Annotated in this window: 21 protein-coding genes; 17 read left to right on the forward strand and 4 right to left on the reverse strand. The window is 67.7% G+C overall.

Features of this window, described 5'->3' with window-relative positions; all coding sequences use genetic code 11:
• The first annotated feature begins 90 nt into the window (after nucleotides 1-90).
• From AACH00_RS16425 to AACH00_RS16435, 3 genes are read left to right on the forward strand one after another with little or no spacing between them, the layout of a single operon-like run.
• Nucleotides 91-609 (forward strand): DUF6622 family protein, encoded by a 519-nt coding sequence (locus tag AACH00_RS16425; protein WP_341400260.1) that lies wholly within the window; start codon nucleotides 91-93, stop codon nucleotides 607-609.
• 20 nt (nucleotides 610-629) lie between these two features.
• Complete coding sequence (locus AACH00_RS16430) at nucleotides 630-1277, forward strand: flavin reductase family protein (protein ID WP_341400261.1); 648 nt, start codon at nucleotides 630-632, stop codon at nucleotides 1275-1277.
• Between the two features lie 17 nt (nucleotides 1278-1294).
• On the forward strand, nucleotides 1295-2533 hold the full coding sequence (locus AACH00_RS16435; RefSeq protein ID WP_341400262.1) for a YbfB/YjiJ family MFS transporter: 1239 nt from the start codon (nucleotides 1295-1297) through the stop codon (nucleotides 2531-2533).
• A 20-nt stretch (nucleotides 2534-2553) separates the two neighbouring features.
• On the opposite strand, the gene AACH00_RS16440 is transcribed toward AACH00_RS16435, so the two are convergent.
• On the reverse strand, nucleotides 2554-3387 hold the full coding sequence (locus AACH00_RS16440) for an HDOD domain-containing protein (RefSeq protein WP_341400263.1): 834 nt from the start codon (nucleotides 3385-3387) through the stop codon (nucleotides 2554-2556).
• Between the two features lie 235 nt (nucleotides 3388-3622).
• Here AACH00_RS16440 and AACH00_RS16445 point away from each other — a divergent pair, with 235 nt between their 5' ends.
• The 12 genes from AACH00_RS16445 (at nucleotide 3623) to AACH00_RS16500 (ending at nucleotide 18277) form a co-directional block, all read left to right on the forward strand.
• Nucleotides 3623-4171: a cysteine hydrolase family protein gene (locus AACH00_RS16445; RefSeq protein WP_341400264.1), complete on the forward strand. Its 549-nt coding sequence runs from the start codon at nucleotides 3623-3625 to the stop codon at nucleotides 4169-4171.
• Nucleotides 4168-4704 (forward strand): GNAT family N-acetyltransferase, encoded by a 537-nt coding sequence (locus tag AACH00_RS16450; RefSeq protein ID WP_341400265.1) that lies wholly within the window; start codon nucleotides 4168-4170, stop codon nucleotides 4702-4704. Before AACH00_RS16445 ends, AACH00_RS16450 begins: the two co-directional genes overlap by 4 nt.
• A 110-nt stretch (nucleotides 4705-4814) precedes the next feature.
• On the forward strand, nucleotides 4815-6008 hold the full coding sequence (locus AACH00_RS16455; RefSeq protein WP_341400266.1) for an acyl-CoA dehydrogenase family protein: 1194 nt from the start codon (nucleotides 4815-4817) through the stop codon (nucleotides 6006-6008).
• Nucleotides 6009-6010: 2 nt separating this feature from the next.
• The gene (locus AACH00_RS16460) at nucleotides 6011-7150 is read left to right on the forward strand and encodes an acyl-CoA dehydrogenase family protein (protein ID WP_341400267.1); all 1140 of its coding nucleotides are present in this window, start codon (nucleotides 6011-6013) and stop codon (nucleotides 7148-7150) included.
• Between the two features lie 33 nt (nucleotides 7151-7183).
• Nucleotides 7184-7876, forward strand: coding sequence for a pseudouridine synthase (locus AACH00_RS16465; protein WP_341400268.1), 693 nt, complete (start codon nucleotides 7184-7186; stop codon nucleotides 7874-7876).
• Between the two features lie 125 nt (nucleotides 7877-8001).
• The gene (locus AACH00_RS16470; protein WP_341400269.1) at nucleotides 8002-9831 is read left to right on the forward strand and encodes an ATP-binding protein; all 1830 of its coding nucleotides are present in this window, start codon (nucleotides 8002-8004) and stop codon (nucleotides 9829-9831) included.
• 61 nt (nucleotides 9832-9892) lie between these two features.
• Nucleotides 9893-10861 carry a bifunctional riboflavin kinase/FAD synthetase gene (locus tag AACH00_RS16475; protein ID WP_341400271.1) on the forward strand — a complete coding sequence of 323 codons (969 nt, stop codon included), beginning with the start codon at nucleotides 9893-9895 and terminating at the stop codon, nucleotides 10859-10861.
• Between the two features lie 284 nt (nucleotides 10862-11145).
• Nucleotides 11146-14013, forward strand: coding sequence for an isoleucine--tRNA ligase (gene ileS, locus AACH00_RS16480; RefSeq protein WP_341400272.1), 2868 nt, complete (start codon nucleotides 11146-11148; stop codon nucleotides 14011-14013).
• Between the two features lie 13 nt (nucleotides 14014-14026).
• The gene (gene lspA, locus AACH00_RS16485) at nucleotides 14027-14548 is read left to right on the forward strand and encodes a signal peptidase II (protein ID WP_341400273.1); all 522 of its coding nucleotides are present in this window, start codon (nucleotides 14027-14029) and stop codon (nucleotides 14546-14548) included.
• 16 nt (nucleotides 14549-14564) lie between these two features.
• Nucleotides 14565-15899 carry a sensor histidine kinase gene (locus tag AACH00_RS16490; protein WP_341400274.1) on the forward strand — a complete coding sequence of 445 codons (1335 nt, stop codon included), beginning with the start codon at nucleotides 14565-14567 and terminating at the stop codon, nucleotides 15897-15899.
• A gap of 11 nt (nucleotides 15900-15910) precedes the next feature.
• Entirely contained in the window at nucleotides 15911-17338 is a 1428-nt protein-coding gene (locus AACH00_RS16495) for a sigma-54-dependent transcriptional regulator (RefSeq protein ID WP_341400275.1), read from the forward strand.
• Between the two features lie 99 nt (nucleotides 17339-17437).
• Nucleotides 17438-18277, forward strand: a complete 840-nt coding sequence (locus AACH00_RS16500) for a DUF2189 domain-containing protein (RefSeq protein ID WP_341400276.1) — start codon at nucleotides 17438-17440, stop codon at nucleotides 18275-18277.
• Nucleotides 18278-18279: 2 nt separating this feature from the next.
• Here the strand turns inward: AACH00_RS16500 and AACH00_RS16505 are convergent, their stop codons facing one another.
• The 3 genes from AACH00_RS16505 to AACH00_RS16515 all read right to left on the reverse strand — a co-directional run bounded on the left by AACH00_RS16505 (nucleotide 18280) and on the right by AACH00_RS16515 (nucleotide 20461).
• Nucleotides 18280-18891: a GNAT family N-acetyltransferase gene (locus AACH00_RS16505; RefSeq protein WP_341400277.1), complete on the reverse strand. Its 612-nt coding sequence runs from the start codon at nucleotides 18889-18891 to the stop codon at nucleotides 18280-18282.
• 107 nt (nucleotides 18892-18998) lie between these two features.
• The gene (locus AACH00_RS16510; RefSeq protein WP_341400278.1) at nucleotides 18999-19598 is read right to left on the reverse strand and encodes a hypothetical protein; all 600 of its coding nucleotides are present in this window, start codon (nucleotides 19596-19598) and stop codon (nucleotides 18999-19001) included.
• Entirely contained in the window at nucleotides 19595-20461 is an 867-nt protein-coding gene (locus AACH00_RS16515) for a fumarylacetoacetate hydrolase family protein (protein WP_341400279.1), read from the reverse strand. Before AACH00_RS16515 ends, AACH00_RS16510 begins: the two co-directional genes overlap by 4 nt.
• Before the next feature lie 145 nt (nucleotides 20462-20606).
• Here AACH00_RS16515 and AACH00_RS16520 point away from each other — a divergent pair, with 145 nt between their 5' ends.
• Nucleotides 20607-21245: a nucleoside/nucleotide kinase family protein gene (locus AACH00_RS16520; protein WP_341400280.1), complete on the forward strand. Its 639-nt coding sequence runs from the start codon at nucleotides 20607-20609 to the stop codon at nucleotides 21243-21245.
• Between the two features lie 84 nt (nucleotides 21246-21329).
• On the forward strand, nucleotides 21330-21626 hold the full coding sequence (locus AACH00_RS16525; RefSeq protein WP_341400281.1) for a hypothetical protein: 297 nt from the start codon (nucleotides 21330-21332) through the stop codon (nucleotides 21624-21626).
• The last annotated feature ends 138 nt before the right edge of the window (nucleotides 21627-21764 follow it).

Consider the following 21764-nt stretch of genomic DNA (forward strand, 5'->3'; position numbering starts at 1 on the left):
CGGGTGGCCGCCCGGGTGTGGTGTGGGCACAGTGCAAGCCATGCACCCGGGGCACTGCGCACCGGGCACCACACCACAAGGAGTTTCGTCATGTCGAATGTGCTGCAACACGTGCCGTTTTGGGTCTGGGGTTTGCTGGTCGGCCTCAGCTGGCTGGGCCTCAAGCAGACATTTCCGCGCCAGGTGTCGCTGGGCCGTGTCACGCTGATGCCGGTGGCGATGCTGGTGCTGTCGTTCACCGGGGTGACGGGCAGTTTTGGCCGCGGCCCTGCAGCAGGCGTGGCCCTGCTGGCCTGGGCGCTGGGCTTGGTGGCAGCCTTGCTGCTGGTGCGCATCGAGCCCCGCGGCGTGCGTTTTGATGCCGCCACCCGTCGCTTCCAGGTGCCCGGCAGCTGGTGGCCGCTGGCGCTGATCTGGATGATCTTCGTGCTGAAGTTCGCCACGGGCATGGCCCTGGCCATCCAGCCGGCCCTGGCCGCCGATGCGCTGGTGGCGGGTGGGCTGTCGGGCGTGTTCGGCGCGTTCAGTGGCGTATTCCTGGCCCGTGCCTGGCCGCTGTGGCGCATGGCCCGCAACCGCATGCAGCAGGCGTTTGACGCAGCAGCCTGAGGGCGGTTTACAGTCGCCGGATGGCTCATTCCTCTGCATCCGGCAACGCGCCCGCCCCCAAGCACTTCTACGAGCCCCGGCTGGGCCACGGCCTGCCGCATGACCCGTTCAATGCCATCGTCGGCCCCCGGCCAATCGGCTGGATCTCCACCCTCAGCAAGGACGGCGTGGCGAACCTGGCCCCGTACAGCTTCTTCAATGCCTTCAACTATGTGCCCCCGCTGATCGGCTTTTCGTCGATCGGCTGGAAGGACACGGTGCGCAACATCGCCGATACCGGCGAATTCGTGTGGAACCTCGCCACCCGGCCGCTGGCTGAAGCGATGAACGCGAGTTGCGCTGCGGTGCCTTCAGACGTCAGCGAGTTTGACCTCGTGGGCCTGGCGCAAGAGCCGTCCAGGCTGGTGAAGCCGCCGCGCGTGGCGCTCAGCCCGGTGGCCTTCGAGTGCCGGCTGACCCAGATGATCCGGCTGAAGACCGCCGAGGGCGCCGAGGTGGACAGCTGGCTCACCCTCGGCGAGGTGGTGGCGGTGCACATCGACCAGCGCCTGCTGAAAAACGGCATCTACGACACGGCCGCGGCCCAGCCGATCCTGCGCGGCGGCGGCCCGGCCGACTATTTCGGCATCGACGCCGCGCAGCGCTTCGAGCTGTTTCGCCCGCGCTGAACTGAGCAGGCGGCCTGATGCGCAGCAACCTGCCCGATGTGACACCGGAGGCGGCACCCGGGCCACGCCATGGTGTGTGGACGATGGCGATGTCGCTGGCGCTGGCCTCGGCCGTGTCGCTGGGTCTGTCGCGCTTCGCCTATGCGCTGCTGCTGCCGGCCATGCGGCTGGATCTGGGCTGGAGCTACGCCACGGCCGGTGCGATGAACACGGTGAATGCCGCCGGCTACCTGTTGGGCGCGCTGTTGATGCCGCGCCTGCTGAGCCGCTGGGATGCCCGCCGCGTGGTGCTGGGAGCCGGCGCGCTGGCGGCGGTGCTGCTGGCGGGGCATGGGGTGGACGTGAGCGCTGGTGCCACGTCGGGTGCCGCATCCAACGGTGGTGCGCTGTGGCTGTACGTCCTGCGCGTCCTGCTGGGCGTGGCCAGTGCGGCCAGCTTCGTGGGTGGCGGTGTGCTGGCGTCCCAACTGGCGCTGCAGGTGAGCAAGCCGGGGCTGGTGCTGGGTTTGTATTACGGCGGCACGGGCCTGGGCATCGTGGCGTCTGCCTTGAGCCTGCCGCCGCTGTTGGCGCACGCCGCATCTGCCTGGCGTGAGGCCTGGTGGCTGCTGGCGGTGCTGGCGCTGCTGGCCACCGCGGGCCTGAGCGCCGGCACGGCCGGCTGGCGCGTGCCGCCGCCGCCGGCGGGTGAGCGGGTGCCTGCGCCCTGGCGGCGCCTGGGGTGGGGCCTGGCGGGCTACCTGATGTTCGGCTTGGGCTACATTGGCTACATGACCTTCAACGTCACGCTGCTGCGTGAGCAGGGCCTGGGCAGCGGTGTCATCACCGGCTTTTACCTGCTGGTGGGCCTGGGCGTCGTGGCCTCGTCGTGGTTGTGGGCCGGGCTGCTGCAGCGCCATGCCGATGGCCGGCCGATGGCGGTGCTGAACGGTTTGCTGGCGGTGGCCACGGCGCTGGCCGTGCTGGTGCCGGGGCAGACGGTGTTGGCCTTGTTGTCAGGGGCGCTGTTTGGCAGCGTGTTCTTGTCGGTGGTGGCGTCCACCACGGCGCTGGTGCGGCACAACCTGCCGCGCGCCGCCTGGGCCTCGGGCATCACCGCGTTCACGGTGATCTTCGCGGCCGGGCAAATCATCGGGCCGGTGCTGGTGGGCCTGCTGGCCGATCGCCTCGGCGGGCTGGCCAGCGGCCTGTGGTTGAGCACCGGGCTGCTGGCCCTGGGCTCGCTGCTGGCCAGCCGCCAGCGCCAGCTGGGCTGAGGCCCAGCGGCGCGGCGGGGTCAGTGCAGCAGCTGGTCGACGCCGCTGGTCAGCGTGTCGTAGTCGGCCATGTGGGCCACCAGCCACTCGATGTCGAGGTCCAGGTGCATGTGGTGCATCAGCTCGGGTTGCAGGTCCATCAGCGTGGTCAACGGGGCCAGGCCACGCTCACCCGCATCGCTCATCACGCTGGCCAGGCGCAGCACCGCGCCGAGCTGCGAAAACGGCTTTGCTTCCATCGGGTTGGCCGCGGCGGCCAGGCCCTTCACCAGCTCGTCAGGGAAGTGCCAGCGCCGCGCCAGCTCTGCGGTCACCTCCAGGTGAGTGCACTGCATCAGGGCCATTTCATGGTCGAGCAGGCTGTCGGGGGCGCTGGCGCGTTCTTCGGCCAGGGCCACTGTTTCGGGCTCTGACATCAGCATCAGCAATTCGCCGGTGCGCATCACCAGTCCGGCCAGGTAGGCGGTGTCGGGGTCGATGTCGCAGGCCTGGGCCAGCATGCGTGCATGGCCGGCGGTGGCCAGGCACTGGCGCCAGAAGCGCAGTCGGTCGAAGTTGCCGGTGTTGGGGAAGGCGCCCGAGACGCAGGCTGCCAGCGCCAAGTCACGCAGGGCGCTCATGCCTATGGTGGCGGCAGCGTCCTTGATGGTGGAAATGGCATGCCGCGGGCTGTAGCGGGCCGAGTTGGCCATGCGCAGCAGCTTCACGGACAGGCCCTGATCCTGGGAAATCAGGGCCGCGAGTTCGGTCATGCCCATGCGGTCGTCGTTGAACGATCGCAGCAGCCGGCTGGCCACCTCAGGCATGGAGGGCAGGGCAGTGGGGTTCGAAAAGAACTTGTCGGTGGTCGGCATCTGGCACTCCTTCGGGCACACGAAATGATCTGGCACACCTGTGTCGGCGTGACCATTTGTTTCGGCTTTGACGCCGTCGTCTTGAGCACCAAGAGGGTATGTCCCGGGCTTGAGCGGGCAGGCTGCCAAGCAATTGGCATTGCGGCTGGATTTATGCGGGCTGTCCGTTCATCGCCCGCCGAGGCATGATGGAAACCTCACCTTCAACCTTGTGATCCCATCCTGGGAGTCGGCCATGAAAGACACCGCCCTGCTGGTCATCGACATCCAACGCGGCGCCTTCGACGCCCAGCGTTGCCCGCCCATCGACCGCGCCGCTGAGCTTGTCGAGCGCGCGAATGCCTTGATAGATGCTGCCCGCACGTCTGGCACGCCCATCGTGTTCGTGCAGCACGCGTCCGAGCCCGGTGACGTGTTTGAAGCGGGCTCGGTGCACGCCGAGCTGCACGAGTCCTTCGGCCCTCGGCCCGACGAGCGGGTGGTGCAGAAGTGGGAATCCAGCGCGTTTGATGGCACCGACCTGCAGGCCCACCTGCAGGGCCTGGGCGTGAAGCAGGTGGTGGTCTGCGGGCTGCAGAGCGAGTTCTGCGTCAGCAACACCAGCAGGTCTGCGCTGGCGCTGGGCTATTTGGTGCAGCTGGCCGCGGATGGGCACAGCACCTGGCCATCTGGCGGACGCACCTCGCAGGCCATTTCCGATGAAGTGAATGTGGCGTTGCAGGCAGCTGGTGCGGTGCTGCAGCCCACGGCGGCGCTGGCAGCGGCCATCGAAGGGCGGCCATGAGCCTGGTGATCCGTGAGTTGAACGACGGCGACGTGGCGGCCTACCGCAGCCTGATGCTGGAGGCCTACGCCACCGTCCCCGATGCCTTCACATCGACCCCCGAAGAGCGGGCGGCCGAGCCCGACAGCTGGTGGATCAAGCGCATGCGCCACCCGGCCGGTCTGGGCTTGGCCTTCGGCGCTTTTGACGGCGACGCTCTGGTGGGCACGGTGGCGCTGGAGTTCGCCAACAAGCCCAAGACCCGCCACAAGGGCCTGGTGATCGGCATGGTGGTGCAAGAGGCTGTGCGTGGCCAGGGCGCCGGGCGCGCCCTGATGGACGCGGCACTCATCGCAGCCCGGGCGCGCCCAGGGCTGCGCTCGCTGATCCTGACCGCCACCGAAGGCAATGAGCCGGCCATCCGCCTGTACCGTAGCTGCGGCTTCGTGGCCTTCGGCACCGAGCCCCTGGCGATCCTGACGCCGACCGGTTTCCGCAGCAAAGTGCACATGGTGCTGGACTTGCATCCGAATGCCCCTGTCCCCGGGATGTGAACGATGGCGGACAGGCCTTCGGGGCTTACCCGCAGTTGTCACTGCCGCGACAGGAAATAAGCGAACGACCGTGCTAAAAACGGCTTGATGCCCCCGAGGAGACACCCGTCATGGACCTGAATTTCACCCCCGAGGAACTGGATTTCCGCCAGGAGATCCGGGCCTGGGTCGCCGCCAATCTGCCGGCTGACCTGAGCCACAAGGTGCACAACGCTCTGCGCCTGTCGCGTGAAGACATGCAGCGCTGGGCCAAGATCCTGGGGGCCAAGGGTTGGCTCGGTTATGGCTGGCCCAAGCAGTTTGGCGGCCCGGGCTGGAACGCGGTGCAGAAGCACCTGTTCGAAGAGGAATGCGCGCTGGCCGGTGCGCCGCGCATCGTGCCCTTCGGCCCGGTGATGGTGGCGCCGGTCATCATGGCCTTCGGCACGCCGGAGCAGCAGCAGCGCTTCCTGCCCGGCATCGCCTCGGGCGAAGTCTGGTGGAGCCAGGGCTACTCGGAGCCGGGTTCCGGCTCTGACCTGGCCTCGGTCAAGACCCGCGCCATCCGCGGCATCGATGCAGCCGGTGACCACTACATGGTGAACGGCCAGAAGACCTGGACGACGCTCGGCCAGTTCGGTGACTGGATCTTCTGCCTGGTGCGCACCAGCACCGAAGGCAAGCCCCAGACCGGCATCAGCTTCCTGCTGGTCGACATGAAGAGCCCGGGCGTCACGGTGCGGCCGATCATCATGCTCGACGGCGAGCACGAGGTGAACGAAGTCTTCTTCGACAACGTGCGCGTGCCCGCCGAGAACCTCATCGGCGAAGAGAACAAGGGCTGGACCTACGCCAAGCACCTGCTGGCCCATGAGCGCACCAACATCGCCGACGTGAACCGCGCCAAGCGCGAGCTGGAGCGCCTCAAGCGCCTGGCCAAGGCCGAAGGCGTGTGGGACGACATCCGGTTCCGTGACCAGGTGGCGCTGCTGGAAGTTGACATCGTGGCCCTGGAAATGATGGTGTTGCGGGTGCTGAGCGCCGAGAAGAGCGGCAAGCAGAGCCTGGACGTGGCGGGCTTGCTGAAGATCCGCGGCAGCGAGATCCAGCAGCGTTATGCCGAACTGATGATGATGGCCGCCGGCCCGTTTGCCCGGCCGTTCATCCAGGAAGCGATGGAGGCCGGCTGGCAGGGCGACCACGTGGGCGCGGCCCACTGCGCGCCGCTATCGAGCACCTTCTTCAACTTGCGCAAGACGACGATTTACGGCGGCAGCAATGAAGTGCAGCGCAACATCGTCAGCCAAACCGTTCTGGGGGCCTGATCATGGATTTCGAATTCTCTGAAGACCAGGTTTCGCTGCGCGACGCGGTGGCACGCTGGGTCGACAAGGCCTATGGCTTCGAGCAACGCCGTGCCATCGTGAAGGCCGGCGGCTATTCGGCCGAATCCTGGACCGCCATGGCCGAGCTGGGCTTGCTGGGTCTGGCGATTCCGGAAGAACAGGGCGGCATGGGTTTTGGTGCCGTGGAAGCCATGGTGGTGATGGAAGAGCTGGGGCGCGGCATGGTGCTCGAGCCTTACGCGGCCGTGGCCCTGGTGGCCGCGCCGATGCTGGTGCACAGCGCCGCCCCGTCGAAAGACCTGTGGCTGCAGAACATCGCCGATGGCTCGGCGCTGGTGGTGCTGGCGCATCAGGAACGTGGTGCGCGCCACCGCCTGCAGCATGTGCAGACGACCGCCGAGCAAGACCACAGCGGCAACTGGCGCCTGAATGGCCGCAAGAGCCTGGTGCCGGCTGGCCAGCATGCGGGCGCGTTCATCGTGCCGGCCCGTGTGAGCGGCGCCGTGGATGACCCCAGCGGCATCGCCCTGTTCCTGGTGGCGCCGGGTGTGGGCGTGAGCCTGCAGGGCTACCCCACGCAAGACGGTGCCTGCGCCGCCGAGGTGACGCTGGACGGCGCCACCGGCATCCAGATGTACGCGGCCGGTGAGGCTTACGCCGTGCTGGAAGCCGCCATCGACCGTGGCCTGGCCGCGCAGGCCGCCGAGGGCGTGGGCCTGATGGACAAGCTGACCGCCATCACGGTCGACTACATGAACACCCGCAAGCAGTTCAACGTGACGCTGGCCAGCTTCCAGGCGCTGCGCCACCGCATTGCCGACGTGAAGATGCAGCTGGAGCTGGCACGCTCGATGAGCTACTACGCCAGCCTGAAGCTGGGCGAGCCGGCGCCGCAGCGCCGCCGCGCCATCAGCCAGGCCAAGGTGCAGATCGGCAACTCGGCGCGCTTCGTGGGCCAGCAGTGCGTGCAGCTGCACGGCGGCATTGCCGTGACCGACGAGTACGTGGCCAGCCACTACTTCAAGCGCCTGACCATGCTGGAAATGGAATACGGCGACACGCTGCACCACCTGGGTGAAGTGTCGGCCCGCATGCAGGACACCGCCGGGGTGTTTGCCTGAGGCCGCATGGGGCCCGCGCTACAGTGTGGCCCCATGAAACTCAGTCAGATTCTTTATTCCCAGGGCTTCGGCACGCGCCGGGTGTGCGCCGGCATGGTGTATTCCGACCTGGTGCAGCACAACGGCCGCGTGCTGGAAGACCCCGATGAAGACCTGCCCACCGCCGGCCTGGTGCTGACGGTGGAAGGCAAGCCCTGGCCCTTCCACGAGAAGGCGCTGGTGCTGCTGAACAAGCCGGCGGGCTATGAATGCTCGCAAAAGCCCAAGCACCACCCGAGCGTGATGACGCTGCTGCCCGCGCCGCTGCGCAACCGGGGTGTGCAGCCCATCGGCCGGCTGGACGAAGACACCACCGGCTTGTTGCTGCTGACAGAAGACGGCAGCCTGATCCACAAGCTCACCTCACCGAAGCACCATGTGCCGAAGGTGTACGAGGTGGGCTGCAAGCACCCGATCGACGATGACCAGGTGGCGCGCCTGCTGGCCGGCGTGGTGCTGGAAGACGACCCGGTGCCCGTGCGCGCCGCCGCGTGCGAACGCGTGACCGAGCACCACCTGCGCCTGACGCTGACCGAAGGCAAGTACCACCAGGTCAAGCGCATGCTGGCAGCGGTGAGCAACCGGGTTGAAACGCTGCACCGCAGCGAATTTGGCCACCTCACCATTCCGGCAGACCTGGCGCCCGGCCAGTGGTGCTGGGTGAACGGCTGGCAGCCACCGGCCTGAAGTACCGACGCCAGCCCGAAAAAGCGCACGGTACGCCTGATTGGCCCGCCGTGGCTGCGAGGGCAAACACGGAGTGATGGCTCGGCGGCCTTCATGTTTATGCTGCAGTGCAAATCGCAACCAGCATGAGCGACGTCGACTCCCCAGCAGTGCCTGATCCGGACTCCGGCCCCGGACTTTTCAACGACCTCGCCCGCCAACGACGCCAGTCGATCGAGCGCAATGTCGAGCTGGAGCGTGTGCGCCAGCTGTTCGAGCGCACCGCCGAGCCGATGCTGGCCACCATCGTGGGTGCCGGTCTGATCACCTGGGCGCTGTGGCATCAGCTGGGCAATCCAGCCATCTGGTGGTGGTTTGCGCTCAAGCAGGCCACGGCCGTGGGGCGGCTGCTGGAGTGCGTGGCCTTCAGTCGGGCTGACTCGCCCCAGCTGGATACCCGGGCCTGGTGGCTGCGGCATGGCGTGGGTGGCTTGATCGATGGCCTGGGATGGGGCGTGCTCGGCTGGTACTTCGTGCCCAGCGGCGACCCCTGGCTCGACGGCGTGATCGCCGGGGGGCTGGTGGCGGTGGCCTCGGTGGGTGTATTCACGCTCACGTCGTACAACGGCCACGCCATGCGCTTCATGCTGGGGGTTCTGCTGCCCCTGGTGGTCAACCAGCTGCTGCAAGGCGGGGCCGTGAACTGGCTGGTGGCCGGCGGGCTGGTCGTCTACCTGATCCTGCTGTGGCGGGAGGGCCGGCGCAGTGAGCTTCACATGCAGGAGCTGCTGCGCCTGCGCTTCGAAAACGCCGCCATCGCCGAAGACCGCCAGCGTGCGCTGTTGCTGGCAGAGCATTCCAGCGCAACAAAATCACGCTTCCTGGCCATGGTCAGCCACGAGCTGCGCACCCCGCTCAACGGCATCCTCGGCATGACGCAGCTGATGCGCGACGGCACGGTCAGCGCGCAGCAGGCCCGGCAGCTGACGGTCGTGCAGCAGTCGGCGGGGCACCTGCAAACCTTGATCGAGGACCTGCTGGACATTTCACGGGCCGACGCGGGTCGCCTGAAGATCGAGCCCGCGCCGGCGCGGGTGGCTGATCTGGTGCGCGAGGTGACCGATCTGTTGTCGCCGGTGGCCACCGACAAGGGCCTGCGCTTCATGGTCAGCCTGCTGCACGGCCTGCCCGATGCCGCCATGCTGGACGCGCAGCGGGTCAAGCAGGTTCTGCACAACCTGCTGGGCAATGCCCTCAAGTTCACCGCGGCCGGGCAGGTGGAGCTCAAGGCCTCGCTGGATGGAGGCTTCTTGAGGTTCGAGGTGCGTGACAGCGGTGTCGGCATTCCCTTGGTGCTGCAGCAGCGCATCTTCGACCCCTTCGAGCAGGGCGACGGCCCGTCCGAGCAGCGCCGTGGAGGCACCGGCCTGGGCCTGACGATCTCCCGCCAGCTGGCAGTGGCCATGGGCGGCAACGTGACTTGCGCCAGCGTGCCCGGCCATGGCGCCACCTTCACCTTCACCGTGGCCTACCGGCCTGCACAGGCCCCGGTGCGCCAGGCGGCGCCGTCGTCCCCGGCCCCGCCGTTGCAGGGGCGCGTGCTGATCGTCGAGGACAACCCGGTGAACCTGATGGTGGCCAGCGCCATGGTCGAGCGCCTGGGCCTGGCCTGGGAGTCGGCTGATGACGGGCAGGTGGCGCTGGGCCGGCTGGCGCAGACGTCTTATGACCTCGTGTTGATGGACTGCCAGATGCCTGTGCTGGACGGCCTGGCCGCGACCCGGGCCTGGCGCGAGCGTGAAGCCGCCGCCGGGCAGCGGCGTGTGCCCATCGTGGCCCTGACGGCCAACGCCGTGCCCGGTGACCGCGAGGCCTGCACGGCCGCCGGCATGGACGATTACCTCAGCAAGCCGTTCACCATCGACACCCTGCAGACCGTGCTGGCGCGCTACCTGGCCGGCGGAAAAGGGCCGTGATGCTGCGCGGTGATGTGGCACAGGCCTGTCGCCCCCTGAGGCTGCGCCGATAATCCCGCCCATGCGCGTTTTCAGAGCCCAACGTCCTTCGCAAGCCGGTGACACCGGTTGTGCCCTCACCATCGGCAACTTCGACGGCGTCCACCGCGGACACCAGGCCATGCTCGCGCTGCTGGCCAGCGAAGCACGCCACCGGGGCCTGCGCACCTGCGTGATGACCTTCGAGCCGCACCCGCGCGACTGGTTTGCCAGCCAGGCGGGCAAGCCGGAGCTGGCGCCGCTGCGCATCGCCACGCTGCGCGACAAGCTGCAGGAGCTGGAGCGCTGCGGTGTGGACGACGTGGTGCTGATGCGCTTTGATGACAAGTTCGCCGGTCTCAGCCCGGAGGACTTCATCCGCCGCGTGCTGGTGCAGCAGCTGCGCGCCCGTTACGTGCTGGTGGGCGACGACTTCCGCTTCGGTGCGAAGCGCGCCGGTGACTACGCGCTGCTCGACGCCGCCGGCAGCGCCCAGGGCTTTGATGTGGCCCGGATGATGAGCTACGAGGTGCACGGTCTGCGGGTGTCCAGCTCTGCCGTGCGGGAGGCCCTGGCGGCCGGCCAGATGGCCCGCGCGGCCAGCCTGCTTGGGCGGCCGTACAGCATCTCCGGCCATGTGGTGCATGGCCGCAAGCTGGGGCGTGACCTGGGTTTTCGCACGCTGAACCTGCGTTTCCCGTCGCACCGGCCGGCGGCCATGGGCATCTTCGTGGTGCAGGTGCACGGCCTGGCTGAGCAGCCGCTGGCCGGTGTGGCCAGCCTGGGCGTGCGGCCCACGGTGGAAGACGCCGGCCGCGTGCTGCTGGAAGTGCACTGCCTGGACTGGCCGGCAGGCCTGGCCGTGGAAGGCGGCTACGCGCGCATCCTGCGGGTCGACCTGCTGCACAAGCTGCACGACGAGCGGCGCTATGACGGCCTTGAAGCGTTGCGTGTCGGCATCGCCCAGGACGTGATCGACGCCCGGGCCTGGTGGGCCGCACACGGCGCCTGAAGGCCGGCCTGGGCGCCACCGGTAGAATCAGGCGCATGTCCGCCCGTTTTGTCAGCCCTCCGCTCGCACCTGTGCGCGTGTCGCCCACGCTGCATGGCCATGCCTGCACGCGCCGCCAGACCACCCGGGACCGAATTCGGCGCATCGCCTGACGACGCCGCCCGCACCGGCATGACGCCGGTTCCGCGGGCCCTTCGCTCCTGTGATGCGCCCGTCGCGCAGGAGCCTTCCGGCAGCCCCCAGCGGCCGCCGCGCACCACCCGGTGCCTCAACTTTTGCGCCCCATGACCACCGAATCGAACACCAACGACACCCGCAGCACCCTGAACCTGCCCGACACCCCGTTCCCGATGCGCGGCGACCTGCCCAAGCGCGAGCCGGGCTGGGTGAAGGAATGGAACGAAGGCGGCCTCTACAAGCGCCTGCGTGATGCCCGCCACGGCGCCCCGCTGTTCGTGCTGCATGACGGCCCACCCTATGCCAACGGCAAGCTGCACATCGGCCACGCGCTGAACAAGGTGCTGAAGGACATGATCGTCAAGTCGAAGCAGCTCTCCGGCTTCGACGCGCAGTACATCCCCGGCTGGGATTGCCACGGCCTGCCGATCGAGAACGCCATCGAAAAGCTGCATGGCCGCAAGCTCAGCCGTGACGCCATGCAGGCCAAGAGCCGCGCCTTCGCCACCGAGCAGATCGGCCAGCAGCGCGAAGACTTCAAGCGCCTGGGCGTGCTGGGCGACTGGGAGCGCCCTTACCGCACGATGGACCCAGCCAACGAAGCCGGCCAGCTGCGCGCGTTCAAGCGCGTGGTCGAGCGTGGCTTTGTCTATCGCGGCCTGAAGCCGGTGTACTGGTGCTTCGACTGCGGCTCCAGCCTCGCCGAGTTCGAGATCGAATACGCCGACAAGCAGAGCGACACGCTCGACGTGGCCTTCGAGACCGACGACGGCGCCCGCCTGGCGCAGGCCTTCGGCCTGGCCGCGCTGCCGGCCGGCAAGAGCGCCTTCGCCGTGATCTGGACGACCACCGCCTGGACCATCCCCGCCAACCAGGCCCTGAACGCCCACCCCGAGCTGAGCTACGCGCTGGTGGAAACGCCGATGGGCTGCCTGGTGCTGGCCGAGACCCTGGTGGAAGCCTGCCTGCAACGCTTTGGCCTGGAAGGCCAGGTGCTGGCCACCGTGGCCGGCAAGGCGCTGGGCGGCCTGAACTTCCGCCATCCGCTGTTCGACGCGGACGCGGGCTATCGCCGCCTCTCGCCGGTGTTCCTGGCCGAGTACGTGAGCGACAGCGACGGCACCGGCATCGTGCACTCGTCGCCCGCCTACGGCGTGGATGACTTCAACTCCTGCATCGCCAACGGCATCAGCTACGACCAGATCCTGAACCCGGTTCAGGGCAACGGCACCTACGCGGCAGACTGGCCGCTGTTTGGTGGCCAGCACATCTGGAAGGCCATCCCCGAGGTGCTGGCCGCGCTGAAGGGCGCCGGCCGCCTGATGGCCACCAAGACCATCACCCACAGCTACCCGCACTGCTGGCGCCACAAGACGCCGGTGATCTACCGCGCGGCAGCCCAGTGGTTCGTCCGCATGGACGAAGGCGAGGGCGTGTTCACCACCGACAAGGCCGGCAAGACGCTGCGCCAGCTGGCCCTTGAGGCCATCGACCACACGGCGTTCTACCCCGAGAACGGCAAGGCCCGCCTGCGCGACATGATCGCCAACCGGCCTGACTGGTGCATCTCGCGTCAGCGTTCGTGGGGCGTGCCGGTGCCGTTCTTCCTGCACAAGGACAGCGGCGAACTGCACCCGCGCACCCTGGCCATCATGGACCAGGCGGCCGACATCGTGGAAGCCGGCGGCATCGAGGCCTGGAGCCGCGTGACCGTGGAAGACATCCTCGGCGCTGAAGACGCACCGCACTACACGAAGAGCACCGACATCCTCGAGGTGTGGTTCGACTCGGGCTCGACCTTCCAGCACGTGCTGCGTGGCAGCCACCTGAACGCCTACGACCGCCCGCCGTTCCACAGCGAAGGGCCGGAGGCCGACCTGTACCTGGAAGGCCACGACCAGCACCGCGGCTGGTTCCACTCTTCCCTGCTGCTGGGCTGCGCCCTCTATGACCGCGCCCCCTACAAGGGCCTGCTGACCCACGGCTTTGCCACCGACGGCCAGGGCCGCAAGATGAGCAAGTCGCTGGGCAACACGGTCGAGCCGCAGAGCGTGACGAGCAAGCTCGGCGCGGAAATCGTGCGTCTGTGGGTGGCCAGCACCGACTACTCGGGTGACCTGAACATCGACGACAAGATCCTGGCCCGCGTGGTGGACGGCTATCGCCGCATCCGCAACACGCTGCGCTTCCTGATGGCCAACACGTCTGACTTCGATGCGGCCACCGATCTGGTGCCGGTCGAGCAGATGCTGGAGATCGACCGCTACGCCCTGGCCCGCGCCAGCCAGCTGCAGGCCGACATCCTGGCGCACTTCGACGCCTACGAGTTCCACCCGGTGGTCAGCAAGCTGCAGGTGTATTGCTCGGAAGACCTGGGCGCGTTCTACCTGGACGTGCTGAAGGACCGCCTCTACACCACCGCACCGAAGAGCCTGGCGCGCCGCTCGGCCCAGACCGCGCTCTGGCACATCACCAACGCCATGCTGCGCTGGATGGCGCCGTTCCTCAGCTTCACCGCTGAAGAGGCGTGGGCGATCTTCGCGCCGGGCAAGACGACGGGCTCGATCTTCACCGAAACCTTCTGGCCGCTGAGCACGCCGGACGAAGCGCTGCTGGCCAAGTGGGGCCGCATCCGCGAGATCCGCGATGTGGTGAACAAGGACATCGAAGCCGTGCGCACGGCTGGCCAGGTGGGTGCTTCGCTGCAGGCCACGCTGGTCATCACCGTGGGCGGTGACGACGCCGCGCTGCTGCGCTCGCTCGGCACCGACCTGAAGTACGTCACCATCACCTCGGCGGTGGAGGTGGTGGAAGGAGAGGCCTTGTCGGTCACCGTGACGCCGAGCACCGCCACCAAGTGCGAGCGTTGCTGGCACTACGCGGATGACGTGGGCAGCCACGCCGGGCATGCCGGCCTGTGCGGCCGCTGCGTGAGCAACCTGCACGGCGCGGGCGAAACCCGCACCGTGGCCTGATCGGCAGACCGGCATGGCACGCAAACTCATGTCTTCCCGGTCGGGTGCCGGTCTGGGCCTGTGGCTCGGCCTGGCCGCGCTGGTGCTGCTGTTCGATCAGTTCACCAAGGTGCTGATCGTCGGCAACTTCCAGCTCGGCGACAGCCACACCGTCACCTCGTTCTTCAACGTGGTCCGGGTGCACAACACGGGCGCGGCGTTCTCGTTCCTGGCGGGGGCCGGCGGCTGGCAGCGCTGGTTCTTCGTGGGCCTGGGCGCGGTGGCGTCCATCGCCATCGTGTGGATGCTGCGCAGCCACGCCGGCCAGCGCCTGTTCTGCTTCGCCATCAGCATGATCCTTGGCGGCGCGGTGGGCAATGTGGTGGACCGCCTCTGGCACGGCTACGTCGTCGACTTCCTGCAGTTCCACTGGGGCTTCCTGGCACCGATGTTCCCGGGGGGCTACTTCCCGAGCTTCAACATTGCCGACGCCGCCATCACGGTGGGCGCGGTGGGCCTGATCCTCGACGAATTGCTGCGCGTTCGCCGCAGCTGAACACCCGGAAACAGCCATGACCACGGCGCGTCCAGATCCCCGTCTGATGCGCCACTTTGCGCTGACAGGCGCCTTGGCCATTGCTTGCTTCAGCGCCGCGATGGCGTGGTGGCTCACGGTGTTTCTGGAAACCCGTCTGGTTGAGCGCGACGCCGCGCTCAGCCACGATTTCGTCCAGAGCATCGTCGATACCCAGCGGGTGGCCGAGCTGATCCGTCAGGGCAACGCGTCTGATGCGTCGGTCATCGAGTTCGTGTCCCATGTGGCCGCGATGCCCGATGTGCTGCGCGCCAACCTCTACAGCACTGACCGCAAAGTGCTGTGGTCGAGTCGCCCTGAGCTGATCGGCCAGGTGTTTTCAGCCAACGAAGAGCTGGATGAGGCGCTGGCCGGCGAGGTGGTGACGCACCGATCATCGGGCGAAGGCGATGAGCCGCTCAAGGCGGAACACCTGCTGCTGCCCAGTGGACCTGACCGATTTGTCGAGAACTACCTGCCCATCCGTTCCGGCCCCGTGCTGGTGGGTGTGGTGGAGCTGTACCGCGAGCCCGTGGCCCTGAACGACGCCATCTTCAACGGCCGCCTGCGGGTGTGGCTGGGGGCGGCGGCCGGGGCAGTGTTCCTGTTCCTGTCGCTGATGTGGTTCGTGCTGCGCACCGAGCGTGCGCTGCGTGAGCAGCAATCGCGGCTGGTGGAGGCCGAGGCGCTGGCGATGGTGGGCGAGCTGTCTGCCGCGGTGGCGCACAGCATCCGCAACCCGCTGGGCGTGATCCGCAGCAGTGGTGAGCTGCAGCGCGAGATGGGCGCCGATGCGCCGCCGCAGCTGTGCGACGACGTGATCCGTTCAGCCGATCGCATCGAGCACCTGGTGCGCACGCTGCTGACCTATGCGCGTGAACCGGGCGGCCGCGATGAGCAGTCGTCGCTCGACCAGTTGCTGCAGGAAGCGGCCGCCCGCTTCGAGCCCGACCTGCTGGCCCAGGGCAAGCCTTTTGAGGTGCAGCTGGCACCTCAGCTCGGCCATGTGGCGGTGGACCCGGTGCTGATGGCGCAGGTGCTGGCCTCTGTGCTGGCCAACGCCGCTGAGGCCACCCAACGCGGGCAAGCCGTGCGCCTGCAGGCCAGCGCTGAGGGGCCGTGGGCCAAGGTGGTGGTGGCGGACGAGGGCTGCGGCATTCCGCCCGAACAACTGGCCGATGTGACCCGCCCCTTCATGACCACGAAGCCGCGCGGCCTGGGCCTGGGCCTGGCGCTCGTGCGCCGGGTGGTTGAGCGGCTGGGCGGCCGCATCGAGCTGGACAGCCCGGCAGGTGGGGGAACCCGCGTGACCTTGCACCTGCCCCGCACCTAACATCGCCCCTCATGAGCCGAGCCATCCTGATCATCGATGACGAGGAAGCGCTGGCGCGCAACCTGTCGATCTACCTGGAACGCCAGGGCTATGACACCCGCGTGGCCGGCTCGGCCGAAGCGGGCCTGGGCCAGCTGGCCGAGTTCAAGCCCGATGTGGTGCTGCTGGATCACAATCTGCCTGGCATCACCGGGCTGGAGGCCATCGGCCGCATTCGTGCAGCAGACGCTTCGGTGCGCGTGGTGTTGATGACCGGCTTCGGCGGCATTGACCTGGCGGTGACGGCCATGAAGGCCGGTGCTGCCGACTACCTGACCAAGCCCGTGGGGCTGGCCGAGCTCAAGCTGCTGCTGGAGCGCCTGCTGAGCCAGCAGCAGCTGGAAAGCACCGTCAGCTACTACGCCCGCCGCGACGCCAGCGGCCTCGACCGCATCCTTGGTGATGCCGCGCCGCTGGCCGATTTGCGCTCACGCATCAGCCGCCTGCTGGAAGCCGAGAGCCACCTCGACGATACCGACGCACCCGCCGTGTTGATCCACGGCGAAACCGGCACCGGCAAAGAGCTGGTGGCGCGCGCGCTGCATTACGACGGCCCGCGCCGCGACATGCCCTTCGTCGAGCTGAACTGCGGCGCGCTGCCATCGCAGCTGATCGAGGCGGAGCTGTTTGGTTATGAGCGCGGCGCCTTCACCGATGCCCGCCAACGCAAGGCTGGCCTGGTGGAAACGGCCGAAGGCGGCACCTTGTTCCTCGACGAGATCGGCGAGGCCGACCCGTCCACCCAGGTCAAGCTGCTGAAGCTGCTGGAAGACAAGCGCTTCCGCCGGCTGGGTGGCCTGCGTGACCAGGCAGTGAACGTGCGCATCGTCAGCGCCACGCACCGCTCGCTCGTGCAGATGGTGCAAGCCGGACAGTTCCGCGCTGACCTGTATTACCGCCTGCGCATCATCGAGCTGACCGTGCCGCCGCTGCGTGAGCGCGGTGACGACATCCTGATGCTGGCCCAGCACTTCCTCGCCTTCCATGCGCAGCGCTACCGCAAGGGCCCGCTGCGTCTGAGCATGGACGCACAGGCGGCCTTGTTGCGCCATACCTGGCCCGGCAACGTGCGTGAGCTGCGCAACGCGATGGAGCAGGCCGCGCTGATGGCCCATGAGCATGTGGTGGGGGTGCGCGAGCTGGCCTTCATCCAGGCGATGGCGCCGGCTGCGCCAGAGGGCCCTGCGGCCAGCGCTGCAACGGTTTCGTCAGAAGGTGCCACCGAGCCTGGCGACGACCTCAACCTGCAGCGCGCCGAACGCCGCTTGATCGACACCGCCATGTCCCGCACGGCGGGCAACGTCACCCGTGCCGCGCGTTTGCTGGGGGTATCGAGAGACACGCTACGCTACCGGCTGGAGCGACTGGGCCTGGCGGCTGGCAACGACGATCAGGCTTGACGCGCCCTTGGGCGACACAGGGTTTGCCCCGGCAGGGAGACCCTGTCTGGACGAGGGCTGCTCCGGGGCATACCCTTGCGGCATTGCAAGGAGGCACGCATGTCGGCCACAAGCTCCACCATGTCGCCCGAAGACCAATCGCCTGACGAAAAAACGCCTGACAACAAGGCGCCTGATCGCTCCATTGAGCTGAACACGCTGGGCTTTGCCGACCCGCTGCGCTGGATCGTGCTGGGCTTCCGTGATTTCCTCAAGGCACCCGGCATCGGCCTGTTCTACGGCGCCTGCTTCATGGCCATGGGCTGGGCGCTGATGAAGGTGTTCCAGTCGGCGCCGGCTTACACGCTGGCGCTGTCGGCCGGCTTCCTGCTGACCGGGCCGTTCATGTGCCTGGGCCTGTACCACGTCAGCCGAACGCTGGAGGCCGGCCAACAGCCCGACTTCGGGCAATCGCTGCTGGCCTGGGATGCGCGCATCGGGCCGCTGGGCATCTTCGGTTTTGTGCTGCTGGTGCTCGAGATGCTGTGGGGCCGCGCCAGCCTGATCGTCTTTGCCGTCAGCTTTGATGGCATGCCTGATTTCAAGGGCTCATTGCTGGCGCTGCTGGACCCAGAGAACATCAACTTCATCGTCGCCTACGTGGCCGTGGGCGCCTTGTTCGCCGGCCTGATCTACGCCACCTGCGTCATCTCCATCCCGATGCTGCTGGACCGCAACACCGACGCCATCACCGCCGGCCTGACCAGCTTCCGCCTCGTGCTGACCCAGCCCGGCGTGATGATCTGGTGGGGCTTGTTGCTGACCGGCCTGGTGGTGCTGGCCATGCTGCCCTGGTTTGCCGGCTTGCTGGTGGTGGGGCCGGTGCTGGGCCATGCGAGCTGGCATGCCTACCGCGCGGCCGTGCAGCGCGACGCTGCGGCCGAGGTGCCGCAGGGCTGAGCTCAGCGCCCGGTGGTGCCCTGGGGCTCCGGCCGGTCACGCTCAACCATTTGCAGAAACTGCCCGAGCGTGCCGCCCGAGAGCGGCTTGCACATGACACGCAGCGTGTTGATTTGCCCGCCCAGCTCAACCCCGTGCCGAAGCCGCGTTTGCAGGTAGCCCTGTTTCTCCCAGAAGCGCTCGGCTCGGGCATTGCCCAGCACCACGCCCAGGCGCATGAAGTTGGCACCGTGCTTGGCTGCCCATCGCTCCAAGCCGTCGTAGATCGCCTGCGCATCACCCTGGCCGTGGCGCGCGGTTTCAACGATGAAGGTGCTGATGTGCCAGATGCCCGGCGCAAAGAGGTCTGACACGACGTTCGCCATGGCCGCCAGCGCACCCTCGGCATTGAAGTAGCCCACGAGCGTGACCGCCGAGAACGCCCATCCGTCTGGCAAGGTGTCGTTCAATTCGTCGAACGCATCGGTTGGGCGCGCGGCCTGGCCCGTCGTGGTCAGGAAGTACGCCGGGTTGGCGTAGAAGAAGCGTTGAAGCACGGCTTCGGAGCTGGCATCGAGCTTGGCGACGCGGAGTTCGGGCAGGGGCGGCTCAGGAAGGGAAGGGGGCTTGGCCATGCGGGTGGATGATTCAGGTGTGCTCGTACAACTGGTCAAACATCGATTGCCTCGGTGGTGCAGCGCAGGAGCACAAGGCAAGGAATGTTCGGCGTGTCGGCACCAACCTATCGAAGCACTTCGACTCGTTGCACCTTGTTGTACTGCGCATCCTCGTATTGGCGGGTGACCTTCACTTGGTAGACGCCGCCGACCAGCTGCCCCTCCAGGCTTTGCGCCCAGCTGCTCTTGCACTCGCCCAAGTGGCTGTACCTGGCTGAGTTGACGGAGCACTGCTCAAGCGCCGTGTGCGGCAAGATCGTTCTGTTGGCCCTGCGAACCTGGATCACGGGGAAGTCGAGCGCGCCCAGCTCACCCTGGGGATTCGCATTGAGAAAGCCGCTGGAGAAGGATATCGATGTGGGTCCGCATCGCATCACCTTGGTCCGGCTGCCCGACCTGAGCGGGTCGCCCCACTGATTCTTGCGGGGCCCCACCTTCAGCAGCGATGCCCAATCCACCCTTTGCTTGGAGTAGCGGCTGGCGTCACCTGGTGGCGCGTCACCAGCGGCGCTGATGAAAAACTCGCCGGTGTGCACATTGCAATAGGTTGCCAGCACAGCCTCCACAGGGTCGGCGCTGGCGCATGGGTGAGCCACTGCTCCAGCCAGTACCAAGCCCGATCCCAGCGCACGAAGGGGGGCGTGCTGCTTCAACAGTCGCTTCACCCATCAATCCAAGCCGGATCCCACGCATGCACGCACTGCCGCTGCTGCCCCAGGCCGGTGATGCCCAGCTTCATCACGTCGCCGGGTTTGAGAAACACCGGCGCTGGCTTGATGCCCATGCCCACGCCGGGCGGTGTGCCGGTGGCGATCAGGTCGCCCGGGTACAGCGTGGTGAAGCGGCTGATGTAGCTGACCAGCTGCGCCACGCCAAACACCATCGTCTGGGTGCTGCCGGTCTGCATGAGCTGGCCGTTCAGGTCCAGCCACAGGCCCAGGCTTTGCGGCTGCGGCACTTCGTCGGCCGTCACCAGCCAGGGGCCCACGGGGCCGAAGGTGTCGCAGCCCTTGCCCTTGTCCCAGGTGCCGCCGCGCTCAAGCTGGTAGCTGCGCTCGGACACGTCGTTTACCACGCAGTAGCCGGCCACATGGTCCAGCGCGTCTGCTTCGCTCACGTAGCGGGCGGTGCTGCCCATCACCACGCCCAGCTCCACTTCCCAGTCGCCCTTCTGCGCGCCTTGTGGCAGCACCACGGGGTCGTTGGCGCCCACCATGCAGCTCAGGTGTTTGGTGAACAGGATGGGCTCGGTCGGCAGGGGCATGCCGGCTTCTGCGGCATGGTCGGCGTAGTTCAGGCCCACGCAGATGAACTTGCCGCAGCCCGACCACGGCACGCCCAGGCGCCCGGGCTGCTGGATGACCGGCAGTTGCGACACATCCAGCGCCCGCAGCGCGGCCAGGCCCGCCGGGCTCAGCGTGTGCGGCCCGATGTCGGGCAGCAGCGCGCCCAGGTCACGCAGTTGGCCGTCGGCATCCAGCAGGGCGGGGCGTTCATGGCCCTTGGGGCCGTGGCGGAGCAGCTTCATGGTGGGGGCGGCGCTTGTCTGGGCGCGGTAATGAGGTTGTGGATGCCAGCATATCGCGGGGCCGCACAATCGGGCGCATTCATCTCGGCTCTGCCTGGCCGTGCCGCCAGCCCGTCTGCCTCATCACCCGGTTGCCTGCTCTGTCATGTCCAATCCCACGCCCGCCCTGCCCACCGAACTGCTGGCCCACCTCGATGCCTTGATCCCGGAGTCCGGCCGTCGCCTGCTGGGCTTGATCGGCCCGCCGGGCGCAGGCAAGTCCACGCTCGCAGCGGCCTTGCTGGCGGCGCGCCCCGGGCTGTGCCAGGTGGTGCCGATGGATGGTTTTCACCTGGCCAACTCGGTGCTCGATCATCTGGGCCGCCGTTCACGCAAGGGCGCGCCAGACACCTTTGATGCGGCGGGCTTCGTGGCCCTGCTGCAGCGGCTGCGCCAGCCCGTGCCGGGCGAGGTGGTGTACGTGCCTGACTACCGCCGCGAGCTCGAAGAGCCGGTGGCCGGTGCCATTGCGGTGCCGCCCGAGGTGCCCCTGCTCATCGTGGAGGGCAACTACCTGCTGCTGGACGACGGCCCGTGGGCCCGCGTGGCCGACTACCTGAATGAAAGCTGGTACGTGGTGGTGAACGACGACCTGCGGCGTGAACGCCTGGTCGCTCGCCATGAGCGTTTCGGCCGCACCCGGGCCGAGGCGCTGGCCTGGGTGGAGCAGACCGACGAGCCCAACGCCCGGCGCATCGCCCAGGGCCGACACCGCGCCACCCGGCAGGTAGCCTGGGCCGATTGAGCCTGTAGCCAGCAGAAGAAAATGGGCGCCATGCGATAGTGGTGCCCGGGTCGACCCACGCGGGCCAACACCTGTTCACCTTGGATGGCGCGCCCTGACGCCCATCTGGCTGCCCGCCAGCCCTCTGCCTTCAACTTTCTGACCATGTCCGACGACCGTTATCGCCCCACTTCGCGCCGCCAGCGCCTGACCATCGTTGCCGTGACTGTGGCCACCGTGGTGGGGCTCTGGCTGCTGCTGATCTATCGGCCGGGTGGCCATCCGCGGGTCATTCCCCGCTTCGGCACCGAGGCCTGCAAGCCCGGGCAGACCACCGACTGCGTTGGCGGCCAGGCCAATGTGCTGTTGCTGCCGGCCACGCCTGCCTCGTCGCCCAAATAGGACAGATGGCCGTTCATTCGGCCCTTTTCATCGAATCGAGAAATCCCCGCGCCAGCGAACATGGTTTTGGGTGTCTTGATCTTGCGCAGGACTGCGCTGGTCTCAAGCCTCCGGAATCAATACAAGTTTCAGTTGGAG

The sequence above is a fragment of the Ideonella margarita genome (genome assembly GCF_038066635.1).
Lineage (GTDB): Bacteria > Pseudomonadota > Gammaproteobacteria > Burkholderiales > Burkholderiaceae_C > Ideonella > Ideonella margarita.